18 protein-coding genes and 1 pseudogene are annotated in these 19,117 nt (G+C 58.6%); 3 read left to right on the forward strand and 16 right to left on the reverse strand.

Features of this window, described 5'->3' with window-relative positions; all coding sequences use genetic code 11:
* Window positions 1-122: 122 nt before the first annotated feature.
* The 3 genes from DYE26_RS19485 to DYE26_RS19495 are packed head-to-tail and all read right to left on the reverse strand — an operon-like array spanning window position 123 to window position 3,308.
* Window positions 123-1,001: a carbohydrate ABC transporter permease gene (locus DYE26_RS19485; RefSeq protein WP_036626446.1), complete on the reverse strand. Its 879-nt coding sequence runs from the start codon at window positions 999-1,001 to the stop codon at window positions 123-125.
* A 34-nt stretch (window positions 1,002-1,035) separates the two neighbouring features.
* Entirely contained in the window at window positions 1,036-1,914 is an 879-nt protein-coding gene (locus tag DYE26_RS19490; protein WP_036626448.1) for a carbohydrate ABC transporter permease, read from the reverse strand.
* A 59-nt stretch (window positions 1,915-1,973) separates the two neighbouring features.
* Window positions 1,974-3,308 carry an extracellular solute-binding protein gene (locus DYE26_RS19495; protein ID WP_036626449.1) on the reverse strand — a complete coding sequence of 445 codons (1,335 nt, stop codon included), beginning with the start codon at window positions 3,306-3,308 and terminating at the stop codon, window positions 1,974-1,976.
* A 513-nt stretch (window positions 3,309-3,821) separates the two neighbouring features.
* Here DYE26_RS19495 and DYE26_RS19500 point away from each other — a divergent pair.
* Window positions 3,822-4,736, forward strand: a complete 915-nt coding sequence (locus DYE26_RS19500) for a transposase (RefSeq protein ID WP_036626451.1) — start codon at window positions 3,822-3,824, stop codon at window positions 4,734-4,736.
* Between the two features lie 548 nt (window positions 4,737-5,284).
* Here DYE26_RS19500 and DYE26_RS19505 read toward each other — a convergent pair.
* The 4 genes and pseudogenes from DYE26_RS19505 to DYE26_RS19520 form a co-directional block, all read right to left on the reverse strand.
* A pseudogene (locus DYE26_RS19505) lies at window positions 5,285-6,596 on the reverse strand (family 1 glycosylhydrolase).
* 33 nt (window positions 6,597-6,629) lie between these two features.
* Window positions 6,630-6,902 carry a hypothetical protein gene (locus DYE26_RS19510; RefSeq protein WP_036626452.1) on the reverse strand — a complete coding sequence of 91 codons (273 nt, stop codon included), beginning with the start codon at window positions 6,900-6,902 and terminating at the stop codon, window positions 6,630-6,632.
* 46 nt (window positions 6,903-6,948) lie between these two features.
* Window positions 6,949-7,521, reverse strand: a complete 573-nt coding sequence (locus DYE26_RS19515) for a BglG family transcription antiterminator (RefSeq protein ID WP_036626453.1) — start codon at window positions 7,519-7,521, stop codon at window positions 6,949-6,951.
* A gap of 35 nt (window positions 7,522-7,556) precedes the next feature.
* A complete protein-coding gene (locus DYE26_RS19520; RefSeq protein WP_036626455.1) occupies window positions 7,557-7,784 on the reverse strand; it encodes an HTH domain-containing protein in 228 nt (75 codons plus the stop codon).
* A gap of 83 nt (window positions 7,785-7,867) precedes the next feature.
* Here DYE26_RS19520 and DYE26_RS19525 point away from each other — a divergent pair, with 83 nt between their 5' ends.
* Entirely contained in the window at window positions 7,868-8,056 is a 189-nt protein-coding gene (locus tag DYE26_RS19525; RefSeq protein ID WP_036626456.1) for a hypothetical protein, read from the forward strand.
* 185 nt (window positions 8,057-8,241) lie between these two features.
* On the opposite strand, the gene DYE26_RS19530 is transcribed toward DYE26_RS19525, so the two are convergent.
* The 9 genes from DYE26_RS19530 to DYE26_RS19570 all read right to left on the reverse strand — a co-directional run bounded on the left by DYE26_RS19530 (window position 8,242) and on the right by DYE26_RS19570 (window position 18,592).
* Window positions 8,242-9,426 (reverse strand): DUF4272 domain-containing protein, encoded by a 1,185-nt coding sequence (locus DYE26_RS19530; RefSeq protein ID WP_036626458.1) that lies wholly within the window; start codon window positions 9,424-9,426, stop codon window positions 8,242-8,244.
* A gap of 40 nt (window positions 9,427-9,466) precedes the next feature.
* The gene (locus tag DYE26_RS19535) at window positions 9,467-9,955 is read right to left on the reverse strand and encodes a hypothetical protein (RefSeq protein ID WP_051985732.1); all 489 of its coding nucleotides are present in this window, start codon (window positions 9,953-9,955) and stop codon (window positions 9,467-9,469) included.
* Between the two features lie 418 nt (window positions 9,956-10,373).
* Window positions 10,374-11,258 carry an SDR family oxidoreductase gene (locus DYE26_RS19540; protein ID WP_051985733.1) on the reverse strand — a complete coding sequence of 295 codons (885 nt, stop codon included), beginning with the start codon at window positions 11,256-11,258 and terminating at the stop codon, window positions 10,374-10,376.
* A 398-nt stretch (window positions 11,259-11,656) separates the two neighbouring features.
* Window positions 11,657-12,976, reverse strand: a complete 1,320-nt coding sequence (locus DYE26_RS19545; RefSeq protein WP_036628864.1) for a F390 synthetase-related protein — start codon at window positions 12,974-12,976, stop codon at window positions 11,657-11,659.
* A gap of 2 nt (window positions 12,977-12,978) precedes the next feature.
* On the reverse strand, window positions 12,979-14,067 hold the full coding sequence (locus DYE26_RS19550) for an MBL fold metallo-hydrolase (RefSeq protein WP_082207948.1): 1,089 nt from the start codon (window positions 14,065-14,067) through the stop codon (window positions 12,979-12,981).
* The gene (locus DYE26_RS19555) at window positions 14,061-15,053 is read right to left on the reverse strand and encodes an NAD-dependent epimerase/dehydratase family protein (protein WP_036626460.1); all 993 of its coding nucleotides are present in this window, start codon (window positions 15,051-15,053) and stop codon (window positions 14,061-14,063) included. The genes DYE26_RS19550 and DYE26_RS19555 overlap by 7 nt, the downstream gene beginning before the upstream one ends.
* Window positions 15,050-16,477, reverse strand: coding sequence for an ATP-grasp domain-containing protein (locus DYE26_RS19560; RefSeq protein WP_051985734.1), 1,428 nt, complete (start codon window positions 16,475-16,477; stop codon window positions 15,050-15,052). Before DYE26_RS19560 ends, DYE26_RS19555 begins: the two co-directional genes overlap by 4 nt.
* Window positions 16,467-17,468, reverse strand: coding sequence for a beta-ketoacyl-ACP synthase III (locus DYE26_RS19565; RefSeq protein ID WP_036628871.1), 1,002 nt, complete (start codon window positions 17,466-17,468; stop codon window positions 16,467-16,469). Before DYE26_RS19565 ends, DYE26_RS19560 begins: the two co-directional genes overlap by 11 nt.
* A gap of 239 nt (window positions 17,469-17,707) precedes the next feature.
* Window positions 17,708-18,592 carry a TIGR01777 family oxidoreductase gene (locus DYE26_RS19570; RefSeq protein ID WP_036626461.1) on the reverse strand — a complete coding sequence of 295 codons (885 nt, stop codon included), beginning with the start codon at window positions 18,590-18,592 and terminating at the stop codon, window positions 17,708-17,710.
* Between the two features lie 218 nt (window positions 18,593-18,810).
* On the opposite strand from DYE26_RS19570, the gene DYE26_RS19575 reads away from it, so the two are divergent.
* Complete coding sequence (locus DYE26_RS19575; protein ID WP_036626463.1) at window positions 18,811-19,113, forward strand: putative quinol monooxygenase; 303 nt, start codon at window positions 18,811-18,813, stop codon at window positions 19,111-19,113.
* Window positions 19,114-19,117 lie beyond the last annotated feature (4 nt).

The following is a 19,117-nucleotide window of genomic DNA, read 5'->3' on the forward strand; positions in this document are numbered from 1 at the left end:
ATCGCTCGCCCCAGCAGCCGACTGTCAAACCAAACGCCGCTTACCATATAGCTGAACAATTGATGTTGAACTATTGATTTGAACGGATCAGGGCAGCCGCGCGAAATGCTCTTACCTGCCCCCTATCCTTTCACCGCGCCGGCGGTCATCCCCTTCATCATCTGCTCCTGGAACAGCAAATAAAGCGCGATCGTCGGCAGCACGGACAGCATCATCGCCGCCAGCGTCAAGCCGTAATCCGTTTGGTAGCCGTCCGCAAAGTTGGCGATGGCCAGCGGCAGCGTTTTGAGCACCGTTTTGTTGATAAACACGAGGGCGAACGAGAAATCGTTCCAAGCGTGCAAAAAGCTGATGATCGTGACCGTGGCCAGCGCCGGCACCGACATCGGCAGCATGATGCGGAAAAACAGACCCCACAGCCCGGTCCCGTCGATAAACGCGGCCTCCTCCAGCTCGCGCGGCACGCTCGTCAAATACGCCGTCAGCACGAAAATCGCCGTCGGCAGCGCAAAAGCGGTATAGGGCAATATCAACGCCCAATAGGTGTTCAGCAGCGACATCTGCTTCATCAGGATAAACAGCGGCACCAGCGTGCTGTGAATCGGGATCAGCATGCCGACTACGAAAAAGGCGAGCACCCCGCCCTTCCAGCGAAACTGGAAGCGGGCCAGCACAAAGGATGTCAGCGCCGCGATAAACAGCGTAAGCGCCAACGATCCGGCCGACACCACCAGCGAATTGCCGAAGGCCGATCCCAGCCGCGAGCTTTCCCATGCCCGCAAAAAGTTGTCCCCGCGCCACACCTCGGGCAGCCCGAAGGGACGGGCATAAAAATCCGCATTCGTTTTAAAGGCGCTGATCACCAGCCAAAAAAACGGGTACAACGTTAAAATGCCATAGATCGTCAGTCCCGTCCATAGAATTCCATTCCTTATTTTTCGCAGAACGCCATGTCCGTCTCGCGGCGGCGCTTCTGCGGATATCGGCGTAGCCGTGTGCATCCCTGAATCCTCCCTTCTTGATTACGCCGTGCTCTCACGCCGCGCTTTTCCTACGGCTCGTCAGCCATTGGCTCGTTCCGATCAGCAGCAAACTGATCACCATAATCGTCGTCGAGATCGCGCTGCCAAAGCCGTAGCGGTAGGTCGAAAACGTCGAGTTGTACATATACGTCGCCAGCAGCTCGGTGGCGTGGGCCGGTCCGCCTTTCGTCATGATGTACACGAGGTCAAACGACTTCAGGCTCCCGGAAATGCACAGGACGACCGCGACCTGAACCGTGTTTTTGATCATCGGCAGCGAGATCGCCACCAGTTTGCGCCCCCCGGACACCCCGTCGATTTTGGCCGCGTCGTGGATTTCCCCGGGGATATTTTGCAAAGCGGATATGAAAATGATCAAATACAGGCCCGCATAACTCCAGATCAGCGGCGGCAGCAGCGAATAGATGGCGATATTCCCGTCCGACAGCCACTGCAGCTTCCAGCTCTTCAGTCCAAGCGCATCCAGCAAAAAGTTAAGAATCCCGATTTGCGGATGGTAAATGTACTGCCAAATCATCCCGATCACCACCGTCGAAAGCACCATCGGCAGAAAAACGGCCGAGCGCAGGAACCGCTGCACCCCGTTCTCCTTATGCAGCAGCACCGCCAATGCCAGCGCCAGCGGAATTTGCCCGAACACCGAAGCAAGCACGAAAATAATGTTGTTTTTCAGCGCCCGCCAAAAGACAGGATCCCGCAAAATTTCCGCATAATTGCCGAGCCCGTTGTACTTCGCCTCGCCGATGCCCGACCAGTTGAAAAAACCGTAATACGCCGACCAGACGACCGGTACAAACACGAACAGCGCATAGAGAATCACGGCGGGCGCCAGGCCCGTGAAGATAAAACGCCTGCTACGCAGCGCATTCATAAGTCTCACTTCCCCTTGATTAAAATAACCCCCTCCCCTCAAGGGGAAGGGGTCTAAGTTTAGTTCGCCGCTACGGCAGCCTGCGTATCCTGGATTTTACGGGCGATTGTCTCCGGATTGCCGCCCATCAGCAGCTCCTGCAGCCCGTTGTTGACCACCTCGACCGTGGCCGAGCCAAGCTTGGAATCATAGACCGGCACAATTTTGATCCCCTGTACCAAGTCGTACAGTTCCACGAACAGCGGGTGCGCTTTGCTCTTGTCCAGCTCGATGTTGTAGCTGACCAGGGTGCTGCTGTCCAGCGTCGCCTTTTGCCCGTCCGGCCCGGCCAGCGCGTAAAACAGCTTCATCGCCGCTTCCTTTTTGCCGCCATCCAGCTTCTTGCTGACGCCAAGACCCGTTCCCACGACGCCGGAGGTCGTAGCCGGATCGCCTTTGCCGCCCGCAATCGCCGGAACGATCGTGATATGCGTGTTGTCCAGCACCTCAGGCGGCGCGTTGTTAACCAGGTTGGCCAGCGCCCAACCGCCGTTGACGACCATCGCCGCGTTGCCCTGGAAGTACAGCTGCATCATTTGCGTTTCGTCCAGGCTGTTGAAGCCTTCCTGGAACGCGTTGATTTCCCCAAGCTTTTGGAAAGTCTTAAGCGCCTCGATAAATTCAGGGTCGGTAAACTTGGCCCCATTCTGCTCCACCGCTTTCAGAAACCAGTCCGTCCCCGTAATCCGATCCGCCACCGTGCTGAAAAACGTCGACTGCGCCACCCAGTTCGCTTTGTTGCCCAGCGCGATCGGAATCACGCCGTTGTCGTTAAACGTTTGGATCGCCGCCTCCAGCTCCTCCCACGTTTCCGGCACCTTGACGTTGTATTTTTTGAACAGTGTATCATTGTAAAAAATAAAAGAGCTCGGCGCCAGGTTCATCGGTACGGAGTAGATTTTGCCGTCCACGGTGTAACCGTCCAAGGCGTTCGGGATGAAGCCGTTTTTCCAGTCCGGGTTGGCGTTCAGTTCGTCATCGATCGGCTGCAGCAGATCGCCTTTGACGAACTCCTTCGTCATGGCGTCCGGCCACATCACGAACAAGTCGGGCATTTCGTCGGCCGCCGCCACCGTGCGCAGCCGGGTTTTCAGCCCGTCGGTCGGCAGCCCTTCGTCGACCACCTCGATGTCCGGGTTTTGCGCCCGGAAATCTTCAATGATTTTCCGCATCGCTACCGCCTTGGCGTCCTGCCCGGTCCAGTTATGCCAGATCGAGATGCTCACCTTCTCCCCGCCATTCCCGCTGCCGCTCCCGGCGGTTTCGCCTCCTCCGCCGCACCCGGCCAGCAAAAGCGCCAGCATGGCGGCGCTGCATATCATAGCGATCCATTTTTGGGTCAGTCTCTTTTTCATATCCGGTAGTTCCCCCCTCGTTTTATGCTTAACCCCATTGTAATGTTAGCGCTATCAATTTTGTAAGGTGACGATTCGCGGCATGAGGGGTGAAAAATTTCGGATGGGGCCCCGCGCGATTGGAGCGATTGATATGCGGTTTCTACCCGCGAGTAGAGTCAGGTTCTTATCGATCAACCCAAGCAACTGTTGTAAGGCAACCAGCCAATCGAATGTGCCGACTTCGTCGCACAGCAAATAAAACACGCCGCTGAAGGAGCGTGCGTTGTACTTTACCTAGTTTGTGCCTTGGTGCCCCTGCATGCTGCCTGCCTTTGCACGATTATCCCTTTCGTTCATGGAGCAGGGGATGGAGGCTAGAGCAAGAGTTCCAAAAAAAGAGAGAAGAAAAGGAGAGGGGAAAAATGAGGCGGTTCAGGTGACATTTTCGGCTTGATTAGAGAACGTATGTTTGGTATAATGAAATAAACGGAACTTATGTTCGTGTATTCTTGATTCGGGAGGTAAGCGGATATGGAAGCCAATGCGGGAACGGAACTTCAACCATTCAGCAGCCGTTTTAACAGCGAGCAGGACTGCATGGAGGCGCTGATCGCGATGAAGTGGCCAAACGGCTTCGTCTGCCCGCGCTGCGCTCAAACCCGGTGCAGCTATCTGACCTCCCGGCATATCCCTTTGTTCGAGTGCGGAAAGTGCAAGCATCAAACATCGCCTTTGGTCGGCACGGTTTTTGAAGGAACGCCTCTCCCCCTGCTCAAGTGGTTCGAGGCCCTGGATTTATTCCTGCTGGAGGGCGGCATCTCGGCGCTGCGGCTGAGCAAGGTGATCCGGGTCGCCTACAAGACCGCCTGGTCGATGCTGCACAAAATACGTCATGCCGTGGGGGAGTTCGATGCCCGGGAGCTGCTCTCTGGAGACGTGAAAGTGAACAGTGATCAGTATGGGCGTAATCCGTCCCGGTGTCAGCTTTCGCATCCGTACGCCTCGGCGGTCGTAGCCGGCTGCACGGTCACGGAGTCGGGCGAGCCGGAGCAGGTCAAAATCCGCCTGGTGCCGTATAAGCGGGGAGACGGGAAAATGGCAAACCGTCACGATCTAACCGCTTTTATTAGCGGGCATGTGGATGTCCGTACATCGGCGGTACAGTTGTTTCCTCAGGCCTTTCGGCTGTATGCTCCCTTGCGGAAAGTGGTGAGGGAGGCGTGGAAATCGCTGAAGAGTACGTATGGAGCCTTGGGACTGAAGCATCTGCAGGCGTACCTGAACGAGTACACCGTACGCCGCCGGCTGCGCCTGCAAGGAGGACGGCCCGGAGCGGAAGAAACGATGCGGCAGCAGTTGCTGCAGATGTGTGTGGCGATTCCGGCGATCCCTTACCGCCGGCTGATCGCGCGCCAACCGAACCAGCCCCTTGCGGCTGCGGCCTGATCGAGACGCTGGAAACGATGGGGGAGTTTGATGCAGATCAACTTAATGGGTCCTTGATCTCCTGTCTTGATTTTTGTCTTGATTTCCTGTCTGATCTGATTCACCTCCCCTAAACCTGATTCCTTCTCCTAAGCCCGTCTAAATTATCTCGAACCTATCTGCTTCTCCACAAATTTTTTTTCTCCCGAGTTTGTCTTTCTCTCTGCTACCTGATCAAACGGGATAATCGTGCAAAGTCTCCGGACAGCGAGTGTTGATCTGCCGCCCCCCCACTTCCCTGTCCTCAAGCTTTCAACACCCTTCCGCGTTTCTTGCCACGATCGGCTTTCGACTTGACTGGCAAGCAAGGATTATAAGGTTGAGCCAGACACCTCTTCCGTCCGCCTATCTTAATTCTTTGAACACCTTCAGCTCAGGGACTCAAGCTGATTTTTGTTCTCAGAAAGTTGAGTTATAAATTCTAAGGTGAAAAAACAAGGCCGCCCCAACGCAGTTCAACACTGCTCCGGACAGCCACGCCTTCGAATAAAGGTTGCTGAGTTCTTCCCCTAAGGGTTGCCAAGATATTCCCCATTAGAAGCGATGACTTTTTTGTACCAATAAAAGCTTTTTTTGCGGACCCGCTCCAGAGTTCCGTTCCCCTCGTCATCCTGATCCACGTAAATGAATCCGTATCTTTTTCGCATCTCGGAGGTGGAGGCGGAGACCTGGTCGATGCAGCCCCAGGTTGGTGTAGCCCCAAAGCTCCACCCCATCCTTGATCGCTTCGCCCATCTGCTCGATATGGCGGGCAAAATATTCGATCCGGTAATCATCCCGGATGCTGCCGTCCGCTTCGATCCGGTCGACCGCGCCAAGCCCGTTTTCCACGACGAACAGCGGAATCCGGTAACGGTCGTACATCTCCTTCAAAACGATGCGTAAGCCAACCGGGTCGATCTGCCAGCCCCACTCCGAGGATTCCAGATAAGGGTTGGCCAGCCCGGACGACAGATTGCCCGCCGCCTGTCCCGCCCCGCCGCGCACCGCGCCTTCGGGATTGGCGCTGGTCGTGACCGACATGTAATAGCTGAACGCTAGATAATCGACGAGATTGTCTCGCAAAATCGCTTTGTCCCCAGGTTGCATCTCGACCGCCACGCCGGTTCCTCCCAGTACCGCTTGATGAACGACGGGTAAACGCCCGCGCACCTGCACGTCCGTGCAAGCCTGAAAAGCCAACTGCTTCGGATTAACTTCACCTTCAACAAGTACGCCGGCTCCCAAAAAAGGCGCCTTCAAAGTACAATTAATCTCGTTAAAAGTCAGCCAATATTTAACCTTGCCTTTGTAGTGCATAAACAAAGTTTCCGCATAGCGGACGAACAGTCCGATCAGTTCCCGGGAAGCCCAGCCGTTGTAGCGCCGCACCAGCTCAACCGGCATCTCGTAATGAGAGATCGTCACCAAAGGCTCGATCCCGTGCTTCAACAGCTCGTCAAACACCCGGTCGTAAAACGCCAGCCCCGCTTCGTTGGGCGCCTCATCGTCCCCGTTCGGAAAAATCCGCGGCCAGGAGATCGACAAGCCGAACACTTTAAAGCCCATCTCCGCCAACAGCGCGATATCTTCCTTATACCGGTGATAAAAATCGATCCCCCGCCGTTTGGGGTAGTTGCCTTCCGTATCCGCGATCGCCTCCTCCAGCCGGGCGCGGGTCATGCCAAGCAGTTCCTCCAGGCTCCCGCGCTCCTCCGGCGGAACATAACGGACGACATCAGCGGTCGACAGCCCTTTTCCGGCTACGTTATAAGCACCTTCGACCTGGTTGGCCGCAACCGCCCCGCCCCACAAAAAATGTTTCGGAAAAACACTCGCCATAAACGAACCTCACCGCCTTATCATCTAAAAGTTCTAAGCCTGCACCGCCGCCTGCTCCCGCTCCTTCGCCTCGGCCGCTTGCTCATCGGCCAGCGCCTCGGCATCGGCCTTTTTAAAGAACGGATAGTACATCGCCACGCTGATCGCGATCAGCACGATTTGGAACAAGCCGACGCGCCAGCCGCCGGTCATCCAGCCGTTGAAAATGATAGGAATGCCCAGCGGAACCTGTACCCCGTTGAGGACGGACAAGATACCCAAAGCGGTCAGCAGGATGGCCAGTCCGCTCGTAATGATCGGCGTCACGATATGACTGCTTGATGTGGATGACCGGTTTTTTCGTAATCTCGTCCTACAGCGGGATCGTGGTCAGAATCAAGTCCAGCGGCTGGTCCTGCAGCTTGTCCAGCTCCGTGATGGAAGCCGTAATCACCGAAGCTTTGGGAAAAATCGACTCCAATTTCAGCCGGATCAAGTGCGCGCTGCCCCCGCCCGAAGAGCACACGACGGCGATCCGCCGGAACTGTTCGAGCCGCTGCTGCTTCATCCGCTCCAGATGGGTCGCAAAATGAAGGGCCACATAACCCGCCTCGTCCCGGGAGATTTTGAAGCCGTATTTCTCCTCGATAATTCCCGCGAACCGGAACGAAATGACGAAGACGTTGGCGTATTCGCTGTACACATCCTCCACCAGCGGAAACATATGCATCAGCAGCGCTTCCCGCAGCTCCTCGTCCCGGTTGAAACCGGTCAAAAACTCCTCGTCCAGCCTTTGTAAAATACGGCTCATCCCGCTGCGGAGCTCCGCTTTTTCCTCGTCCCCGATATGCTGGGCGATCGTTTTGCCGGACAAATGCAGCGCCAAATACTCGACCTCGTCCTGCGGCAGCGAAATGGCATATTCGACGGCGATCCAGTCGGCCACTTCCCTGGCCCTTGTTGTTCAAATCGAAGTTGTTTTCACGTTGTTTTTTCATTTGCAGCCGGTAGGCCGTCCGTAATCTCCAGACGGTAACCTAGACCGCGGATCATCCGGATGCGAAAGCCGTTTTTCTCGCCGTCTTTGTTCAGGCCTCGGATCAGCTCTCTGACCGTCCGTTCCGCCAGTCCGAGCTGATGTGTCAGCTCGTTCATTTTTACCGGGACCTGACTGCCGGTCAGAAGGTCGACAATCTTGCGTTCCCTCATGATGCAATCCCTCATGTGCGATACTAGTATCTGATGAAGCAACTCAGTTGGTTATAGCTCTAAAGTAGGAGATGCCCGCGCATATGAACAGTTTGGATTCTGCAATTGGGAGCGGCAAAAATCACAGGATAGCGTTGGCCAGCCCCGAAATAGCGTACTTTTTGGGCGTTATTCTGGCATTGTTCCCCTTTGCGCGCAAAATAACGGCAAAAAATGTCTTTATTCCCCCCGCTGCCCTCCGGAAGTACCGCCTTTTTACCGCCCACGACTAAAATAACGACATAAAAGGGCCCTATTTTGCGAAAGGACCGACATATCGCGTAAATAACGCCCTTTTGTTCCGCTATTTCCCCCGCCTGGTCTAGCCAGGAAAACTAGTTTAACAAAAAAGGACCCGCCCCAGGGGCAGGTCCAGGTCCAGCAGTTCCAAATGAGTTCATGTACAGCTAATCACACATCACGTATCCATGCTAATGTCGTCCCACGCTTCATTCCGGTGGCCGATCATCCAGAATAGGCCGCGGCGGCGTTCCATCACGACGCTTTCGATCAGGCCGCCCGCCGGCTCCCGGCCTTGAATCCGGTCGTTAACGCAGGCCCAATGCAGCCGGTAGATTCGGTCGGCCTCGTCCAAAATCTCTTCCGGCCGGCGCAGCGACGTCCGCTCCAGAAACTCCGCAAAGCCGCCGCAGCTTGAAACCGCCTTAATCGCAAAATCGCAGTCGCACGTATGGTCCGGAAAATCGAGCGAATCCACCACCCCAAGCGCCCATAGCAGCGCCCAATAGGCTTCGTACTGCCAGGTCAGGTTGATGGCGTCCTGACGGGCAGGCTCCGCTTGCTCCAACAGCTCTCTCTCCGCTTCGGTCAGTTCATCCGCCACCCCGAATTGATCCAGCAGGCCGGTCACAAAAGCTTTTGACTCCGCCAGATCGCTCTCCTGGGCGACATCGCACGCATATTGGATGACGATCAGCAGAGCCGCCGCCCGGCGGGCGATCTCCTCCCTGGATTTGACCTTAAGCTCGCTTAACGGCGGGAGCTCAGGCAGATGCTCCAAATACGGAATTTGCTTTTCTTTGAGATAAGCCAAATTACTTTGCTTTCTTTCCGCTCCCTCCGGGGTGGAGCGATCTTCGCCCCGAATTTTTCGCGTGCAGGCTCGCGGACTGAAGTCCGCGGCATCGGACCGGCCGTCCGGATACACGATCACCCGGCCGTCCCGGTCCAGCAGCGTACCGTCGGGGATAAACCCGATCCCGTCGACCTTCGCGGCAAGCTTAATGAAGCGTTCCAGGGAGTCCTGGCCGTACTCTTTTTCCGTTTCGATCGCCAGCATCGTGTTGATCACGGAGATTTGGAGCAGCACGCGGCGCTTCAACTCCTCGTCTTCAAACGGAATGCTGTCGTAAAATCCCATCATCCCCGGAATGTTGTTATCGAAATAATCCGGATCGGTATCCTCCGAGGCCACGCGAATCGTGATTTTGTTGCTTTTGAACCAGCCTTTCGGCAGGAGCGAAAACTCCGTTTCGCCCGGACCTCCACCGGTTATTTTAAAACCGTCCCCAAACGCCTCGTGGATCAGCCCGCCGATATCGCGGATATCGTTCCGGGAGGCAAAAATCGTAAAATAAGGCAAAAAGCTTCCTCTCCTTTTACAAAAGCGGCGGTATCGTTCATCATATAAACGGTTTACGCGCTAAAATAAAAAAGCGATGCTCCCGGCTCGTGACGTGCCCGTCCCGTTCAACAGCCTCGTGCAGTTCAAGCAGCCGTTCAAAGCAGCGGTCCACGGAAAAGCCGGCAAATTCCCATTCAATGATTTTGGCGAAAAAAACAAACGCGCCGACATCCTTAAAGCGCAGCTCCGGGAAGTATTCCCGGCGCTCCAGCACCTCAAACCCGGCCGCCTTCAGTTCGCCTGCGGTTTGGGATAAATTATAGTCCGCCGGCGGCGACAGCGACAGCAGAAACTCTCCGCCGCCCGTGCCCATATCCAGCATGACCGTATCTCCGCTCATTCGCGCCTGTACGTTTGCTTTATAATCCCAAGGAAGCTCTTCTTCCTCCATCCGGCCGGCCAGATAGGAGAAATCCCAACCTTGAAAGCCTTTCGTTTCTTCCGCTTGCCACAGTTTTCTTAATTCGTCTCGGTTCATTGCGTTCATCGAACAATTGCCCCTCTCTTTTTTTGAATATTTTAAAAAAACAGAGCGGTGCATTTGCCTGATAACCCATCAATTAAGCCCGGTGAAACCGGTTACCAGTTTGTCAACTGCACCGGGCAATTACCGCAGAGCTTACATCTCATCGTCAAATCACCTCGCTTGTCCTCTCAGAAAGTATTCCCAAGGCCTTGAACCTTGCGCCCAGACCACTTGTTGCGGCCCGATGGGCTATCCCCTTTGCCCCGGACGCTTACTTCAACCATATCATGGGGTCCCACCGGCAACGCCTTCCATATGTACCGTTTTAATCATACCATGCCCGCGATGGGGAGCAACAGTCATCGAGCGCTTTGGTACGGCCTTGGTACGGGTTTGGTACGGGTTTGGCACGGCCTTAACACAGCGCTCTGGCACGACCTTAACGCAGCGCTTTGGCGAAGATCCATTCCAGCCACTTCCACGGCAGCAGCGCTTTGCTCCAAATCAGCAGGCGAGAGCCCTGCCCCAGCGCATACCGCAGGCGCGGAGCGCGCATGCCGGCGATTCGCCCGATCAGATCGGCCACCTCCTGCGGATCGGGCGCCGTCTCAGCCGCCTTGCGCGAATACCGCAGCACCGCCTCAAGCTGCGCTCGGTAGGGTGATCCGGGATCAATGCGAATCTCGCCGATTCCTTTGTTCCAGATCGGGGTACGGTAAGCCCCCGGCTCCACCAGCACGACCCGGACGCCAAACGGCCGTATTTCATGACGCAGGCTTTCCGAGAAGCCCTCAATGGCGAATTTGGAAGCGGCGTAAGGCGCATAACCGGGAAAACCGGCTAATCCGCTGACGCTGGAGACGTTGACCACCAGCCCCCGCCGCTGCGCGCGCATCACCGGCAGCACCGCCCGCGTCACCGCAATGACTCCGAACAGATTCGTCTCCATCTGGCGCCGCCAGTCTTCCATCGGCACCTCTTCGACGAAGCCCCCGACGGCCATGCCCGCGTTGTTCACCAGCATGTCCAACCGCCCGTACCGGCGGACGATCTCGTCCACGGCCGGTCCAATCGACGCGTGCTCCGTCACATCGAGACGGACGCAGCGGATCCGCTCCGCCGTCCCCTCGCGGGCCGCCCGCTGCTCAAGCTCATGCCTGCGCTCCAAGTCGCGCATCGCGGCCACGACCCGGTACCCTCTACGGGCAAGCGTCAGAACTGTGAGCAGGCCAAATCCGCTGGACGTCCCCGTAACGAGAGCGACCGGCAGGCCGCCGCTTACCAGGACGGCACCGTCACCCCGCTCAGCTAGTTGCTCCGCCATAAATCTTCCCCCTGTCTTGGTCTATCCACCCATTGCTACGAACCGCTAACATAACACGTTCCGGAAATAAATGATTATAGCCCGATACCTTCGAGCTTTCCCGCAAAAGCGCAGGCTTTGGAACCGATACGATCGCATGCCGGAAATTTAACGGATGTGTCAGCCGCTATTTTGCATAAAATGACCTTTTCTAATTTCTAACGGTTGTGAGCACCGTTAATAGCCTCAATCTGGGTAAAAGTAGCCGGGTTTCAGTAAAATAAGCGCGATGGCAACCCTTAGAGTTTGAAATCGGCGTTTTTGGAGCAAATAGTGGTTGTGGCAACCGTTAGAAATAACAATGTTGGTCAGAAACATTCGATGCAATGCATCGCTGTTGCTCTATTCTCTCCAAATGCCTATTCAGCAGCCTTTCGTTCCACCCTACGCAGCTTGGTCACCCCCGGAACGAAGCGGTACGGGCTAAAGCGGACCTCGGGCAAGTCGCTTTCCAGCCTGCGGCTCAGTTCCTGAAGCTGCCTGCTTACTTCGGCCTCAACGTCCGCGCGAGAACTGTCCGCCGCAAGCTGCAGCGAGATATCGAGCTCCCCGCCGGCGAGCTGGACAACCCGGTAATGCTCGATCGCAGCCGAGACGGCAATCACCGCCCGCGCCACAAAATCCGGAAACACCGCGACCGGTTCCCCCGTACGGCTATGAGGAAAATACAGGATATCGTCACAGCGCCCTTCGATCCGCACGATGGCGGTGAAGGGGCAGCCGCAGGGGCAGGGCTCCGCCGCTTCGGTCAGCACATCGTTCAGGCGGTAGCGCACGATCGGCTGGGTGGTGCGGGAGAAGTCGGTCACGATCGGCACGAAGCGCCGGGTGGCCGGGTCGAGGTATTCTTTTTCAATGTGGACGACATCCTCGTTCAAGTGCAGCGTCCCCCGCTCGCACGTCGCCCCCAAAAAACCTTCGGTGCACTGGTAGGCCTGGTGGACGGTTTGCCCAAACGTTCTCTCGATAACGTTCCGGTCCAGCGGATCCAGCACTTCGGCGACCGAGATCAGCTTGGACGGCCGCGCCGTCAGTCTGCCCGCCGTGAATTCGTCCGCCAGCATTCTCAGCATGGAGGGCGGGGCGACCCACACCGTTGGCCGGTACGCCTCCATGCGCTCCACCAGTCTGCCGACCGGGTCCAGCAGGTCAAAATACCGGAATTCCAGCTTGCCGCGCCGCACCGATTCGTACAGATTGCTGTTCGCCCGCAAGAAAAAGGCGATCTTCGCCGGCTTCCGCAGCCCTCCGGGCAGCAGCTTTGCCAGCACCGTGCCGGTCCAGGCATTCTGCTCCCGCCCGCTCACCAGAAACAGTCCGCGATTGCCCGACGTTCCGGACGACAGCCCGACCGTGATGCCTTTGATCACAGGGCTGAAATTGCGGGTAGCCTCCCCCGCGGCGGCCAACGCCAGCGCTTCCTCTTTCAGGATGCCGGCCGTATTGATCCGGTCGAAATGCTCCATCATCAGCGCCTTGTCCATCAGGGGAAAGCTTCGCCACGCCGAATCCTCAAGACCGTTCCACCATTCGCGGTAAAAAGCAGAGTTAGCCCGAACCCACCGGATGTGGCGAATCACCCGGCGTTCCTGCCAACGCTCAAGACGGACCCGGCTGCTCCATTTTCGTCTCCGGCGCGTAAGCCAGTAATGATATACGATCCGCAGCGTACCCAAGATGCTCAACGTTCCATCGCCTCCGATCCCCACAACCTAAGCGCCTCGGTACAGTGGCTGGGCACGATCCGGATGTCCGGATACTTCCGGTGCAGCTCCGTCAACCGGTCGAAGCTGCGTCCGTATTCCCGCCTGTCCGACATGATGATCCCCGCCGCCGGATGCGGCCTGCGCCCTTCGCGGAACGCCCGGCTAGACCAGACCGCATCCGCGCAGAGAAAATAGTCGGCCTCCTCCGTACTCGCGAACAGTCCGATCATCCCCTCCGCATGGCCGGATACTTCCACGGCGATCACGCTGCCGTCCCCGAAGACGTCGAATCCTTCGGCAAAAGGAAACTCCGGCCCCAAGCGGAATCGCTGCGCACCCGTGTCAATGGGCTCCGATCTTGCGGCGAACCGCTCGGGGTCCGGCAGCAGGCCGGGCAGGAACCCGGCTCTAACGGCGGCCAGGGGACGCAGCGAGCGTACGGCCTCGTAGGCTTGGGGCAAATAAATCAGTTTGGCCTGCGGAAAATCTTTGACGCCCGCGATATGATCGGCATGAAAATGCGTCAAAATCACGTATTTGATCTGTTCCGGCTCCATGCCGAACCTCTCCCGCAGCCAGTTTGCGGCGCTGTCGCGCTCCTCGTACACCACCGGCGTAATATACCGGTACAGCGCATTCGGCAGCCGGGAGGTCTCCTCAAAAAAGCGGAAGCTGTACCCCGTATCCACCATCACCGGCCCGTGCCGCGGATGGACGATGCAGGCAAATCCCGCCGGGAACCGGACCGGGCGCAGCCGTCCGCCGCGCAGGGTCAAAAATTCCGGATGAACGCAGTACCCGGCCGCACCCAAATACAATTGCACCCTGACCTTTGCGGGGAAGCTTGACTGAGCCTTTGACGCTTCTGGCGGAAGGCTTGCTTTAGCCTTGGACGCCTCAGGCGGAGAGCTTGCTTGGGCCTTGGACGCCTCAAGCGGAAGGCTTGCTTTAGCCTTGGACGCCTCAGGCGGAGGGCTTGTTTGAGCCTTAGGCGCCCCAGGCGGGAGGCTTGTCAGGACCCCGGCCGCCTTAGCCGGAGCGGTCGTTTGGATGCTCTTCAACATGACCGTCCCCTCCACCATTCCGCAAAACGCCGCAGCCCTTCGTCCAGGCTGACGCGCGGAGCATAACCGAGCAGCGCGCGCGCAGCCGTAATATCAAGCGTCTGGCTGAGGGCGAGCGTCCCGGCGGTATAACGCGTTAGCAGCGGCTCGCCCAGCGCCGGGATCAGCCGGTGCAGCCCTTCCAGCACCGCAGCCGCTCCGTAGGCTTTCCGGTAGGAAATGACGCGGGTTTTCAGCGGCAGGTCCAGCATGCGGAACAGTGTCTCCACCAGCGCGGCGAATTCCCGCGGCTCGCCGTTCGTAATGTTATAGGCCCGGCCCGCCGCATCTTCGGGGGCGTTCCAGGCGTTCAGCAGCGCGTCCACGGCGTTGTCCACGTAGGTCGCGTCGATCAGCGCCTTCCCCCCGCCGATCAGCGGTACGCCGGATTTGCCGCTCGCGGCGACGATGCGCGGGAACAGCGCCTGGTCATTGGGGCCGAATACCGCTCTCGGCCGGATAATGACCGACGGCAGCCCCATGGCGTGATACCGCTCCACAACCTGCTCCGCCAGGCGTTTTGTGACGGCATAATGATTCGCTCCTTTCACCGGCAGCGGCTCGGACTCGCGGATGTCCAGGCGGGGGGCGTAATCGAAATATACGCTTGGAGTCGATACATGAATGAAGCGGCGCACTCCCTCTCGCAGGCTGGCCTCGGCGAGTATCCGGGCTACCTCCACATTGCAGCCGTAGAAGTCGCGGTATTTGCCCCATGGCGAGGATAACGCCGCGCAGTGAAAGACCGCATCCTGCCCAGTGCAAGCGGCGGCAGTGCCGCTCTCGTCACGCAAATCCTGATTGCGGAACCTGATGCCTTCAGCCTCGAGCCGCCGGCCCTGTTCGGGATTGCGTCCGATGCCGGTTACGTCCCAGCCCTCCCGGAGCAGCCGCCTGGCCAGATGTCCTCCCAAAAACCCCGTCGCCCCAGTTACCAATGCTTTCATAACGGTTCACCGTTCCATTCTATGTCGTAAGTTAACGCTTCTGTCAGCGTAATCCCCAGTCTGCGGGCACTGCGGAAGGCATCGTATACGACCAGCGCCTGCTCCAGCCATGGCCTAAAGTCATCCGTCCGGAAGACGGCGTCCCGGCTCCCCCGGGCCGCCGCCAGCCAGGAGCGAGGGTCTCCGCGCAGCAGCTCCCGCCATCCGCAGCCAAGCATCGGCAGAGCCAGCATCGCCTTGCTCCCCGGGCGCGGCCGGATGACGGCGCCTTCGGCCGCCAGCTCCCCGGGGCTGAGCAGCGCCCGTTCCAGGCCGATGCCAGGCTCGAACAGATGAATGCCGCTGGTCGCCCGGGGATTGCATTCGATCCCGTAAAGTTTGCCGCCGTTTTGCTCGATCAAGTCGAAACCGATCTGCCCGCTGAATCCTGTTCCGTTCAAAAAGCGGCGAACCCATTCCTGGGCCCCTTCATGCTCCATATATTCAAAATGGACGCTCGCCCCCGTTTTCCCGGTCCGGTAACGACTGCCGTAGGCGGCATGGGCCACGATGCGTCCGTCGTGCACAACGCTGTAGGTGCACACCGCCCGGCCGGCAATATAATCCTGCGCCACCCAGGGCGCCGCCTCCGACAGCTCGCTTCCTCCCGGAGGCGGCGGCTGTATGCTCCTATGCGGCATAGCCAGGTCGCCCCTTGGGGGCATTGCCCTGCCGCTCCTTAGCGGTATACTCCCGCCGCTCCGTGATGGTATAGCCCTGCCGCTCTCTAGCGGCGTTGTCCCGCCAGGACCGCCTGGCCCGCCACGGCCGTCTGACCCGTCACATTCGCGAAGACCGCGAGGGCGCTCCCCAGGCGGCTCCGCCGCCGCTGGGCTCTTCCACGGCCCCGCTCCCGCAGCCGCCGGCAGGATCACGCGGGAGGCGAAGCGCGAATAGGCCGGCTTCAGCACCACGCTCCTGCCTTCCGCAGCAGCAAGGCTCATCGTCGCCTGCCATGCCTCGCGGCTGTTCAACAGCGTCGTACGCGGGACGGGCAACCTCAGGGAAGCGGCGCGCTGAATAAAGCGGTATTTATGGTGCCATTCGTGCAGCAGCTCCAGCGGCGATACCAGCACACGGCAGCGGATCTTCAGCCGCTCTGCCCCGCCGGCGATAACGAAAGTCTCTTCGCACAGCGGAATCAACAGGTCGATGTCCCACTGCCCGATCACCGTCTCCAGCACGGCCAGGTAATCCTGCGGCTGCTGCCGCGGAGGAGGAACGTGAAAGCTCCGCTCCACCGCCGCGGATCGCCGGCACAGGTGATGACGCGCGCTCTCGGCCGCGAATACCCGGTGCCCGGCGCGATGCAGCAGGCGAGCAAGCTCCAGCGCAATCGGGGCCCGGCCTCCCGTAAGCAAAATCCGCAGCGGCCTAGTAGTCAAGCAGCAGCCCTCCCAGTGACAGGCCTGCCGCCGTCCCCAGCATCAGCACCCGGTCGCCGCGACGGATGCGCCGCTGCGCGATCGCTTCATGCAGCCCCATCGGAATGGAAGCGGCGATCGTGTTCCCATGGTTCCGAGTATTATCGAAGAAGCGGTCCTCCGCAATGCCTAGCTTCTTGCGCAGCAGGCGCATCGCCATCGCGCTGCCCTGATGCGGAATTACGAGCCGGATATCCTCCAAGCGTGTCCCCGACGGAGCCAGCAAACCGTCCAGAAATTCCGGAAGCAGCTTGGAGGCCATGCGAAAAATCGCCTGCCCGTTCATGCTGAACAGGAACGGCTCGGGGCGATCCGCCGAATATTGCGACGCATGGCGGCGCGTCCCGCCGCCAGCGATCTCCGAGTACCGGGCGCCGCGGCTGTATGTTTTCATGGAGGCGTATACGATCCGCGAGGCCTCCCCGGGTTCGGCCTGGCCGATCACCACGGCGGCCGCCCCGTCGCCGAACAGCGCCGCACTTTCCTTATCGGCCCAATTCAGCCCGGCCGAAGCAATCTCCGTCGCCACCAGCAGCACCCGCCGGTACCGGCCCGAATCGACCAGGTACGACATAACGTCAAGCCCGTTCAGGAAGCTTAGACAGGTGGCGTCCATATCAAAGGCCGGTACCCCCGAGTCCTCCTCGCCCATGGCTTGCTGGATGAAAACGGCCGTGCTGGGCAGCGGCTGCTCCTTCGTGCCGCTCGTGCACACCAGGCAGTCGATGTCGGCGAAGTTAAGCCCGGCGCTTTCCAGCGCCATTTCCGCCGCCCTCGCTCCCATATAGGATGACGTCTCCCCTTCGGCCGCATAGCGGCGCTCGCCAACCCCCGTGATTTTGCCGGTCCATCCGGCCGGAACGCCAAGCAGACGGTCCAGCTCCTCATCCGTGACGCGCCGCGAAGGCATGTATTTTCCCGTGCCGAGTATTTTTACTTTTCTAAGCTGCAATTTCCCCATCCCCACTTCTTGTTGTCCATAACTTTATTGGATTCACTCTCGATTCCCGGATGATCCTCCCCCTCGTTCTCCACCCTCTCGTTGGAAAAATCCAATAGATATTACAAAATCCGCAAAGCGAAAAAAGCCCATCCGTGAAACCGCCGGGGCCAGCAACAGCCAGCTCTGCCGGTGCAGCCAGTGCAGCCGGTGCAGCCAGCTCAGCCAGCTCTGCCGGCCGCAGCTGTCCGCTAACGCGACAAGATCTCCTTCAATGCCGCGTCCAGCGTATCGTACTTAAACGTGTATCCTGCCTGCAGCAGCCGTTCCGGCAGGACCCAGCGGCTCTTCAGCACCAGTTCGGTCTCCGTGCGGATAAGCCGCGCCCCGAGCTCCAGCATCCAGCGCGGCGCCGGCAGCCCGATGGGGATGCCCATCGCCCGGCGCAAGCCGGCCATCAACTCCCGATTGGTGACCGGATGCGGCGCTGAAGCGTTAAAGACACCATCCAGCTTGGGATGCTGCTGCAGAAACATCACGATCCGGAACAAGTCTTCCATATGAATCCAGCTGAACTGCTGCCGCCCGGAACCTTGCGGCCCGCCGAGCCCGAAGCGGACCAGATTGCGCATCGGCCCCATCACCCCGCCGTCATCCAGCACGATGGCAATGCGGAGCGCAATCTGCCGCGTGGCCGGAAGGTCAAAAGCGAAGAAAGCCTGCTCCCACGCCTTGGCCACATCAACCGAAAATCCCGCGCCGATTTCGCCGCCTTCCTCGGTCATGGGACGATCTTCCGCATGCCGGTAGATCGTTGCCGTACTTGAATTGATCCACAGCGCCGGAGGACGGCGGCACGCCAAAACGCACTCCCCGAGCAAGCGCGTGGTCTCCGTTCTCGACTCCAGGATCAGCCGGCGGTTTTCCAGAGTATAACGGCAGTTTACCGATCTGCCAGCAAGATTGACCAGCAAATCGGCCCCTTCCAGCGCCTGCGTCATTCCCGTCCGGTCATCCCAGGAAATGTGGGAAGCCTGCCTGGAAATCATGCCGATCTCATACCCCATTTCCCTAAACCGGCGCTCGAAAGCGCTTCCGACAAACCCCGTGCCTCCGGCCAGCACCACTTTGGGCATCGTAATCCACTCCTGTCGCGATAAAATGGAAAAGTCCGTGCTATATTGTCGTCATTATACCATGGTTTCGGAGCTGAATTTGCCCAAAGCCGCCAACCGCGCAAAATGGTCCGCCAGACCCATCGGTTCTGCTTTGCCAAACATTGCTAATCATTAAATTTTAAGCGATAATTTAAGCTGTCCGGATTACAGCCACAACGATAACGGAGGGATTTGCTATGAGCAAATACGGAATGTACGCCAGGTTTACCGCCAAACCCGGGGAGCGCGACAAACTGGCCGACATCTTGTTGGAAGCCGCCGCCGGGGCCGAGCCGGTCCAGGAATGCGAATTATATATCGTCAACATCTCCGATACGGAACCGGATACCGTGTGGGTGACGGAAGTCTGGAGCAATAAGGAGGCGCATGACGCCTCACTCCAACAAGAAGCGGCGAAAGCGTCCATCCAGCGGGCCATGCCGCTGATCGCCGGCGTGGAATCCATCCAAATCCGCCCTATCGGCGGCAAGGGCATATAACTCC

The sequence above is a fragment of the Paenibacillus macerans genome, from assembly GCF_900454495.1.
GTDB lineage: Bacteria > Bacillota > Bacilli > Paenibacillales > Paenibacillaceae > Fontibacillus > Fontibacillus macerans.

What these genes read in the sequence shown, in the direction of transcription:
- DYE26_RS19485 (WP_036626446.1), bottom strand. Translation starts at nt 1,001, where the DNA reads ATGCACACGGCTACGCCGATATCCGCAGAAGCGCCGCCGCGAGACGGA.
- DYE26_RS19490 (WP_036626448.1), bottom strand. Translation starts at nt 1,914, where the DNA reads ATGAATGCGCTGCGTAGCAGGCGTTTTATCTTCACGGGCCTGGCGCCC.
- DYE26_RS19495 (WP_036626449.1), bottom strand. Translation starts at nt 3,308, where the DNA reads ATGAAAAAGAGACTGACCCAAAAATGGATCGCTATGATATGCAGCGCC.
- DYE26_RS19500 (WP_036626451.1), top strand. Translation starts at nt 3,822, where the DNA reads ATGGAAGCCAATGCGGGAACGGAACTTCAACCATTCAGCAGCCGTTTT.
- DYE26_RS19520 (WP_036626455.1), bottom strand. Translation starts at nt 7,784, where the DNA reads ATGAGGGAACGCAAGATTGTCGACCTTCTGACCGGCAGTCAGGTCCCG.
- DYE26_RS19525 (WP_036626456.1), top strand. Translation starts at nt 7,868, where the DNA reads ATGAACAGTTTGGATTCTGCAATTGGGAGCGGCAAAAATCACAGGATA.
- DYE26_RS19535 (WP_051985732.1), bottom strand. Translation starts at nt 9,955, where the DNA reads ATGAACGCAATGAACCGAGACGAATTAAGAAAACTGTGGCAAGCGGAA.
- DYE26_RS19540 (WP_051985733.1), bottom strand. Translation starts at nt 11,258, where the DNA reads ATGGCGGAGCAACTAGCTGAGCGGGGTGACGGTGCCGTCCTGGTAAGC.
- DYE26_RS19550 (WP_082207948.1), bottom strand. Translation starts at nt 14,067, where the DNA reads ATGTTGAAGAGCATCCAAACGACCGCTCCGGCTAAGGCGGCCGGGGTC.
- DYE26_RS19555 (WP_036626460.1), bottom strand. Translation starts at nt 15,053, where the DNA reads ATGAAAGCATTGGTAACTGGGGCGACGGGGTTTTTGGGAGGACATCTG.
- DYE26_RS19570 (WP_036626461.1), bottom strand. Translation starts at nt 18,592, where the DNA reads ATGCCCAAAGTGGTGCTGGCCGGAGGCACGGGGTTTGTCGGAAGCGCT.
- DYE26_RS19575 (WP_036626463.1), top strand. Translation starts at nt 18,811, where the DNA reads ATGAGCAAATACGGAATGTACGCCAGGTTTACCGCCAAACCCGGGGAG.